Source organism: Pseudomonas sp. SH10-3B, assembly GCF_019891415.1.
In the GTDB taxonomy this organism is placed as follows: domain Bacteria; phylum Pseudomonadota; class Gammaproteobacteria; order Pseudomonadales; family Pseudomonadaceae; genus Aquipseudomonas.
Window position 1 is genome coordinate 81,915 of the sequence record NZ_JAFLXD010000027.1, and the last position, 8,571, is coordinate 90,485.

At 62.4% G+C, this 8,571-nt stretch carries 6 protein-coding genes and 1 pseudogene; 3 read left to right on the top strand and 4 right to left on the bottom strand.

Annotated elements, in window-relative coordinates:
* Positions 1-12: 12 nt before the first annotated feature.
* Together J1G35_RS19810 and J1G35_RS19815 are read right to left on the bottom strand one after the other, a co-directional pair.
* Positions 13-774: an SDR family NAD(P)-dependent oxidoreductase gene (locus J1G35_RS19810; protein ID WP_223015794.1), complete on the bottom strand. Its 762-nt coding sequence runs from the start codon at positions 772-774 to the stop codon at positions 13-15.
* 10 nt (positions 775-784) lie between these two features.
* Complete coding sequence (locus J1G35_RS19815) at positions 785-2,125, bottom strand: MFS transporter (protein WP_223015795.1); 1,341 nt, start codon at positions 2,123-2,125, stop codon at positions 785-787.
* A gap of 44 nt (positions 2,126-2,169) precedes the next feature.
* On the opposite strand from J1G35_RS19815, the pseudogene J1G35_RS30985 reads away from it, so the two are divergent.
* A pseudogene (locus tag J1G35_RS30985) lies at positions 2,170-2,256 on the top strand (outer membrane lipoprotein carrier protein LolA); the annotation flags it as partial.
* 10 nt (positions 2,257-2,266) lie between these two features.
* On the opposite strand, the gene J1G35_RS19820 reads toward J1G35_RS30985, so the two are convergent.
* A complete protein-coding gene (locus tag J1G35_RS19820) occupies positions 2,267-3,145 on the bottom strand; it encodes a polysaccharide deacetylase (protein WP_003234086.1) in 879 nt (292 codons plus the stop codon).
* An 11-nt stretch (positions 3,146-3,156) separates the two neighbouring features.
* Positions 3,157-4,488 carry an amidase gene (locus J1G35_RS19825; protein WP_223015796.1) on the bottom strand — a complete coding sequence of 444 codons (1,332 nt, stop codon included), beginning with the start codon at positions 4,486-4,488 and terminating at the stop codon, positions 3,157-3,159.
* A gap of 336 nt (positions 4,489-4,824) precedes the next feature.
* On the opposite strand from J1G35_RS19825, the gene J1G35_RS19830 reads away from it, so the two are divergent.
* Positions 4,825-5,814, top strand: coding sequence for a GntR family transcriptional regulator (locus J1G35_RS19830; RefSeq protein ID WP_053133676.1), 990 nt, complete (start codon positions 4,825-4,827; stop codon positions 5,812-5,814).
* 120 nt (positions 5,815-5,934) lie between these two features.
* A complete protein-coding gene (gene lon / locus J1G35_RS19835) occupies positions 5,935-8,355 on the top strand; it encodes an endopeptidase La (protein ID WP_053133679.1) in 2,421 nt (806 codons plus the stop codon).
* Positions 8,356-8,571 lie beyond the last annotated feature (216 nt).

The window sequence follows — 8,571 nt, forward strand, 5'->3', positions numbered from 1 at the left end:
CCCCTCCCACATTTAGTCAGGCCAGCGCACGGTGAGGCCGCCGTCGATGACGATGCTCTGCCCGGTCAGATAACTCGACGCCTCACTGGTCAGGAACTGCACCAGCGACGCCACTTCATCCGCGCGCCCTACCCGCCCCAGCGGGATCGCGCGCGCAGCTTTTGCCAAGCCTTCCGGGCCGAGGGAGTTCTTTGCATCCAGCGATTGCGGTGTTTCGATCAACCCCGGGATCACCGCATTGCAGCGAATGCCCAGGGGCGCCAGTTCCACCGCCAGCGAGCGGCACAACCCCGGCACACCGGCCTTGGCTGCGGCGTAGTGGCTGTGGTCCTGCCAGCCATACACGCCGCCGGCAATCGAAGAGATCGCCACCAGCGCGCCGCCTTCGTTCATATGCCGCGTCGCCGCGCGGAAGGTGCGCATCACCCCCGTCAGGTCGACATTGAGCATCTCGTTCCATCGCTCATCCGTCATTTCCAGCAGCGGCGCACGGCGCAGCAAACCGGCATTGGCTACCGCGTAATCCAGCCTGCCGAAATGCTGTACCGCCTGTTCGGCCAGAGCCTCCACCGAGGCGGTATCGCCCACGTCCAGCGGCAACATCAGGCACTCGCCCCCCGCCTCTTCCACCTGCGACACGGTGGTGCTCGGGTCATGGGGGTCGGCCGGGTAATACCCGCCCACCACCGCAACGCCACAACGTGCATAGGCCACGGCGAGGGCTTGGCCGATGCCACTGGCGGCGCCGGTAATCAAGGCAACTTTACGGCTCATCGAACTCTCCTTACTGAACGGTTTCCGGACGCACATGGCGTGCGGCAAACATCAGGGCACCGGACAAAAAGCACGGCAGCGCGCCGAACCACAGCGCGGCGGTCTGCCAGTCACTGCCGGCGGACAACACTTGGGTCGCCCCAAAGCCCGCGACCACGGCACCAATCGGGCCCATGGCATGGATGATCGCGCCGCCGGTGGCGCGGATACTGGTGGGGAAACTTTCACTGATAAAGAACAGCGCCGCCGAGTACGGCCCGATCAGGAAGAACAGGCCCAGGCTGTACAGCCCGACCACCATCGGCATATTGCTCGGGCCAAACAGCATCCCGGCAAACGCCAGGCCGCCGAGCATCCACCCCAGGCCGATCACATTGCGACGGCCGATCTTGTCGCCCATCCAGCCGTGGCTGAGGTAGCCGCAGTAACCCACCAGGTTCGACAGCACGAGGATGATCAGCGAGTTCTCGAACGAGATGTGGTGCACGCTGACGATCACCGAGGTGCCGAGCACGCTGAACACCTGGATCGCTGCCCAGTTGAGCAGCAGCGCAGCGCCGATCACCAATGTGGCGCGGCGGGCCGGGCCACGGAAGGCGGCCTTGAGACCGGCCTTGCTGTGTTCGTCGTAATCCACGCCGTAGGTCACGGCAACGTTTTGCGCTTCTTTCACAGCGCCGCTTTTACGCAGCTGGCTGATGCGCTGGTGGATCTGGAACTGCGGGCTTTCCTTGAGCTTGCGCGCCATGATCGCGATCACCACCGCGGGGATCGCGGCGAAGATAAAGCAGCCCTGCCAACCGATGACAGGCAGCAACAGCGCGGTCAAACCGGCGGCGATCAACGCACCGATCGGCCAGCCGCCCTGCACCAGGCTGTAGATGAAGCCGCGACGCTTGGTCAGTCGCGGGTCTTCGGACGCACCATACAACTCGGTCAAATAGGTGGCGTTGACGGTTTCTTCGGCATACCCCAGGCCGCCCAGAGAACGGATCAGAATCAGCGGCGACTTGCCCCACGCCCCGCCAATGGCGGTCAGCGCCGAGCACAGTGCGGAACCGGCCACGGTGAAAATAATCCCTTTGCGCCGTCCCAGCTTGTCGACAATCGGCCCGATGGCCAAGGCGACGACGGCGGTACCCACCGCCACCCAGGTCGCGATTTCAGCCTGCTCCACTTCACCCCAGCCAAAGTGCCGGCCGATCTCCGGCAGCAAGGTGCCGAACAGGATGAAGTCATACACCGCAAACACCCAGGCGAAAAACGCGATCCAGGTGGCGAAGCGCACTTCCTGGGACGTCAGTTGCCGGGGTTTCCAGCCAGTCAGGTCAAGCTTGTTGTAGATGGACATAATCGCGCCTCGGGAGGTGGAGTGGGCTTTCTGTAGGAGCGTGCTTGCTCGCGAAAATCGTCAACGATGACGCGGGCATCCTGAATGCACGCGGTGCTCTCAGGCTTTTCGCGAGCAAGCTCGCTCCTACCGGGGTTGGGATCAGGTACGCGGTTGGCGGCGGATAAAGTCGTCGGCGATTTCATCGAAGGTGACGAAGCGCACGCCGGCATGGCTCTGGATGTGTTCGATCAAGCGCTCGAGCATCAGCAGCACTTGCGGGCGGCCGGAGACGTCGGGGTGGATGGTCATGGTGAACACCGCGTGTTCGTGCTCGCGGTAGACCCAGTCGAACTGGTCACGCCACATTTCTTCCAGGTGACGCGGGTTGACGAAGCCGTGGCTGTTGGGGGCTTTCTTGATGAACATCATCGGCGGCAGGTCGTCGAGGTACCAGTTGGCCGGGATCTCCACCAGGTCGGTTTCTTCGCCGCGCACCAGGGGTTTCATCCAGGTGTCGGGGTGCTGGCTGTAGTCGATCTTGGTCCAGCTGTCGCCCTTGCGCACGTAGTAGGGGTGGAAGTCGTTGTGCATCAGGCTGTGGTCGTACTTGATGCCTTTTTTCAGCAACAGCTCGTTGGTGACCTTGCTGAATTCCCACCACGGCGCGACGTAGCCGGTGGGGCGTTTGCCGGTGACTTGGGTGATCAGTTCGATGGACTTGTCGAGGACGATTTCTTCCTGCTCGGCGGTCATCGCAATCGGGTTTTCGTGGCTGTAGCCATGCACGCCGATTTCGTGGCCGGCGTCGGCCACGGCCTTCATCTGCTCGGGGAAGGTTTCCATCGAGTGGCCGGGGATAAACCAGGTGGTGCGCAGGCCGTAGCGTTCGAACAGTTTGAGCAGGCGCGGCGCACCTATTTCACCGGCGAACAGGCCGCGGGAGATGTCGTCGGGCGAGTCTTCGCCGCCGTAGGAACCGAGCCAGCCGGCAACGGCGTCGACGTCAACGCCAAATGCACAGAGGATGTCTTTTGCCATGGTGTGTCTCCTTAAAGAGTGAGGGCTGTTTCGACCGACAGGGCGGCCCTGAGCAGGCGTGCGTCTTCGCCACTGGGAGCGCTGAGCAGCAAGCCGGTGGGTAAGCCCAGCGCATCGACGCCGCTGGGCAGGCTGACGCCTGGCATGTCAAGCAAACTGCCGGGCATGGTCAGGCGCAGGGTGGCGAGGTTGGTGTTCACAAACAGTTCGTCGTCGGCTTCAAGCGGCGCCAACGCCGGGGCGACATGGGCGACGGTGGGGGTGATCAGGATCGCGCCGTCGAGCTCGTCGAGCAGTTGCTGTTGCAGGCGGCGACGCGCCTCGGTCAGGTGGATCAGTTGGCTGGCCGGTAATGCGCGTGCGGCCTCAAGGCGGCGGCGCACGCGGGGGTCGAGTTGCTCGGCATCGGCGCTGTCGAGCAGGGCCTGGTGCAGGGCGAAGGCTTCGAACGCGCCGAGCCAGCCGTGGTGCTTGATCAGGTTGAGGGTGGCCTGGAACGCGGTGCTTTCACGCTCGTCAATCAGTGCACCTTGCGCCTTCATTCGCTCAACGGCGCGCAACAGGTTGTTGCGCACGGCAGGTTCCACGTCGGCCAGCACGCCTTGCTCCAAGACAAACCGCTGCCCTTTCAGGCTGCGGGCACTGTGGCGCTGGCTGCGGCCGTGGAGCAGGTCGTCGATGGCCAAGGCATCGCGTACGCTGCGGGTCAGCGGACCGAGGCTGTCGAGGGTGTGGGCCAGGGGGAACACACCGTCACGGCTGTAGCGCCGGCTGCTGCTGCGGTACCCCACCAATCCGTTGAGCGCCGCCGGAATGCGGATGGAACCGGCGGTGTCAGTGCCCATGGCGATCGGCACGATACCGGCCGCGACCGCCACCGCCGACCCGGACGACGAGCCCCCGGGAATGCGCGCCTGGTCCGTGCCATGGGGATTGTGCGGCGTGCCGAAATGCGGGTTCAGGCCCAAACCGGAATAGGCGAGTTCGCTGAGGTTGGTCTTGCCCATACTGACCATCCCGGCGCGGCACAACAGGCCCACGCTCGGCGCATCGAGCAAGGCGGCTGGCGCATGGCGGCGATAGGCAGCGCCGGCAGTGGTGATGCTGCCGGCCACGTCGAACAGATCTTTCCAGGCCAGGGGCACCCCATCGAACACACTCAAGGGCTGGCCGGCACGCCAACGGGCGGCGGACGCTTCGGCCTCACGGCGGGCGCGTTCGGCGGTCAGGGAAATAAATACGCGGGTCGAGCGGCTCGCTTGATCGAGTGCCTGCTCAAGGACTTGCACCGGGTCGCTGCGACCGCTGGCGAAATCCTCGGCCAATGAAGTGGCGTCTGACATCAGGAAAACCTCATAAAACGTACATATTCATAAAATGTACATTTTAAGAAGGCAGCTTTCGTGCCAGTCTCTGCGTAACGTTCCTGGCGCGATTACGCTTTCTTACCCAGAGCTACGGGTTAGATGGTGTTGATCAATGGAAAAAAATCCTGCGATACGCTTGTGAACCGCTTCTAACGAAATAATGTATCTTTTATTAATAAGTACATTTTGGTGCAGAAAAGTAACATTCCTACATTCAAGGCCCCAAAAAAGTGCCACCGACGTGGCGCAGAGTGACAGGCGCAACTTATGAGAGAATCCCCGGCCATCGTCCTACATGCCTTTGAGAAATCGATGAAAGCAGTGTCCGCCTCGGCCTCCCGTTACGCGATGATTCACCAGGTATTGCGCGACGCGATCGTCAATGGCACCGCGCGCCATGGGCTGGTATTGCTGGAAGCGCCCCTGGCCGAACTGTTCGGCACCAGCCGCGTGCCGGTGCGCAAGGCGCTGGACCTGCTGCACGCTGAAGGCTTGATCTGCCGTTTCAACGGCCGGGGTTACCTGATCAACCCCGAAGGCCTGGCCGTGGAACCGTTGCGCCTGCCCTTGAGCCATGTGCACCTGGGCCTGAACGGCGAAGCCGAGTTGGTGGACACCCGCCCGTTAGGCGAGCGCATCGTCGAGGAAATCGGCGCGGCGCTGTCTACCTGCATCGCCTTCGGCCATTACCGCCTGGATGAACAAGCCGCCGCCGACCACTACGGCGTCAGCCGCGCGGTGGTGCGTGAAGCGCTGATGCGCCTGCGCGACCGTGGCCTGGTGGAAAAAGAGCCGTACTCGCAATGGCTGGCGGGGCCCTTGACTGCGCGGGAGGTCACCGAAGATTACGAACTGCGCGCGTGCCTGGAACCCGAAGCCCTGCGCCAGAGTGCACCTGACCTCGACCGCGACATGCTTGAAGCCATGTTGCAACGTGTGCGGGATGCCCAGGACAGCCCCCACTGCAGCCTGGAAGCCATCGAGCAGATCGAAGAGGACCTGCACCAGCGCTGCCTGGCCGGCCTGCAAAACCGCAAGATTGCCGCGCTGATTCGCCAGGGCCAGAGCCCGATGATCATCAGCCGGATTTTCTACCGATTGCTGGGGATCGGCGCGGATCCAGCCATGCTCGCCGAACATCGCTTGATTCTAGAGTTGCTGCTGCATGGCGCGTTTGACGCGGCGGCACTGAATCTGCGCGAGCATTTGCAGCGGGCACGGCAGCGGATGTTGCAGCGCTTGAAGGTGCTCTCGGTATTGCCCGAACAGCCACTCCCCGCCTACCTCCACAAAATCAGCTAACCCACATTAGCCAATGTCGCCGCAGTAATTTCATGCAATATGTTGCTATCTCACCCCCACCATTGAAACCACTGCTACCCCGCCCCATCTAACCTGCATACTTCCTTATGCAGGTGCCCCATGAGCGACCAGCAAGAATTCCCTGATTACGACCTCAACGATTACGCCGACCCCGAAAACGCTGAAACCCCTTCGTCCAATACCGGCCTGGCCCTGCCTGGGCAAAACCTGCCGGACAAGGTCTACATCATCCCGATCCACAATCGGCCGTTCTTCCCGGCGCAGGTGCTGCCGGTGATCGTCAACGAAGAGCCGTGGGCCGAGACCCTGGAGCTGGTGAGCAAATCCGACCACCACTCCCTCGCCCTGTTCTTCATGGACACGCCGCCGGAAGACCCACGCCATTTCGACACCTCCGCCCTGCCGCTGTACGGCACCCTGGTGAAGGTGCACCACGCCAGCCGCGAGAACGGCAAGCTGCAATTCGTCGCCCAGGGCCTGACCCGCGTGCGGATCAAAACCTGGCTCAAGCACCACCGCCCACCGTACCTGGTGGAAGTCGAATACCCGCACCAGCCCAGCGATCCGACCGACGAGGTCAAGGCCTACGGCATGGCGCTGATCAATGCGATCAAGGAACTGCTGCCGCTCAACCCGCTGTACAGCGAAGAGCTGAAGAACTACCTCAACCGCTTCAGCCCCAACGACCCGTCGCCCCTCACCGACTTCGCCGCCGCCCTCACGTCGGCCACAGGCAATGAGCTGCAGGAAGTGCTGGACTGCGTGCCGATGCTCAAACGCATGGAAAAAGTCCTGCCGATGCTGCGCAAGGAGGTGGAAGTCGCGCGCCTGCAAAAAGAACTCTCCGCCGAGGTGAACCGCAAGATCGGCGAGCACCAGCGCGAGTTCTTCCTCAAGGAACAGCTCAAGGTCATCCAGCAGGAACTGGGCCTGACCAAGGACGACCGCAGCGCCGACGTCGAACAGTTCGAGCAACGCCTGGAAGGCAAGGTGCTGCCGGCCCAGGCGAAAAAACGTATCGATGAAGAACTGAACAAACTGTCGATCCTCGAAACCGGCTCGCCGGAATACGCAGTGACGCGCAATTACCTGGACTGGGCCACCTCGGTGCCATGGGGCGTGTATGGCGAGGACAAACTTGACCTCAAACACGCGCGCAAGGTGCTGGACAAACACCACGCAGGCCTGGATGACATCAAGAGCCGCATTCTCGAGTTCCTCGCGGTGGGCGCCTATAAAGGCGAAGTCGCCGGCTCCATCGTGCTGCTGGTGGGCCCGCCGGGCGTGGGCAAGACCAGCGTGGGCAAATCCATCGCCGAGTCCCTCGGGCGGCCGTTCTATCGCTTCAGCGTCGGCGGCATGCGCGACGAGGCCGAGATCAAGGGCCATCGCCGCACCTACATCGGCGCCCTGCCGGGCAAGCTGGTGCAGGCGCTTAAAGATGTCGAAGTGATGAACCCGGTGATCATGCTCGACGAGATCGACAAGATGGGCCAGAGCTTCCAGGGCGACCCGGCCTCGGCGCTGCTCGAAACCCTCGACCCGGAGCAGAACGTCGAATTCCTCGACCACTACCTCGACCTGCGCCTGGACCTGTCCAAGGTGTTGTTCGTGTGCACCGCCAACACCCTGGACTCGATCCCCGGCCCGCTGCTGGACCGTATGGAAGTGATTCGCCTGTCGGGCTATATCACCGAAGAAAAAGTCGCCATCGCCAAACGCCACCTGTGGCCAAAACAGTTGGAAAAAGCCGGCGTTTCGAAAAACAGCCTGAGCATCAGCGACGGCGCCCTGCGCGCACTGATCGATGGCTACGCCCGCGAAGCTGGGGTACGCCAGTTGGAGAAACAGCTGGGCAAACTGGTGCGCAAGGCGGTGGTCAAGCTGCTGGATGCACCGAACTCGGTGATCAAGATCGGCAACAAGGACCTGGAAAGCTCCCTCGGCATGCCGGTGTTCCGCAACGAACAGGTGTTGTCGGGTACCGGTGTGATCACCGGCCTGGCCTGGACCAGCATGGGTGGCGCTACGCTGCCAATCGAGGCGACACGCATCCACACCCTCAATCGCGGCTTCAAGCTCACCGGGCAGTTGGGTGAGGTGATGAAAGAGTCCGCCGAAATCGCCTACAGCTACATCAGCTCAAACCTGAAGTCGTTTGGCGGCGACCCGAAGTTCTTCGACGAAGCCTTCGTGCACTTGCACGTACCGGAAGGCGCCACGCCGAAGGACGGCCCGAGCGCTGGGGTGACCATGGCCAGCGCACTGCTGTCCCTGGCGCGCAATCAAGCGCCGAAAAAAGGCGTGGCCATGACCGGCGAACTGACGTTGACCGGGCATGTACTGCCGATTGGCGGCGTGCGTGAGAAGGTGATTGCGGCGCGGCGCCAGAAGATCCACGAACTGATTCTGCCGGAGCCGAACCGTGGCAGTTTTGAAGAGTTGCCGGAGTACCTGAAGGAAGGCATGACGGTGCACTTTGCCAAGCGCTTTGCGGATGTGGCGAAGGTGCTTTTCTGATATTTCACTAGCCCGAGTGGGCTCCTGTGGCGAGCAGGCTTGCCCTGCGTTGGGCTGCGCTGCAGCCCCAAAACTAACGACCCCATTCTTCCAGAAAGAATGGGGTCTTTTTAAAAGGGTCTGCTGCGCAGCCCAACGCAGGGCAAGCCTGCTCGCCACGAGGGGCACTCTGCGGTCCTCTTGTCACACCTTGTCTCATCTTCGGTTATGCTCGGT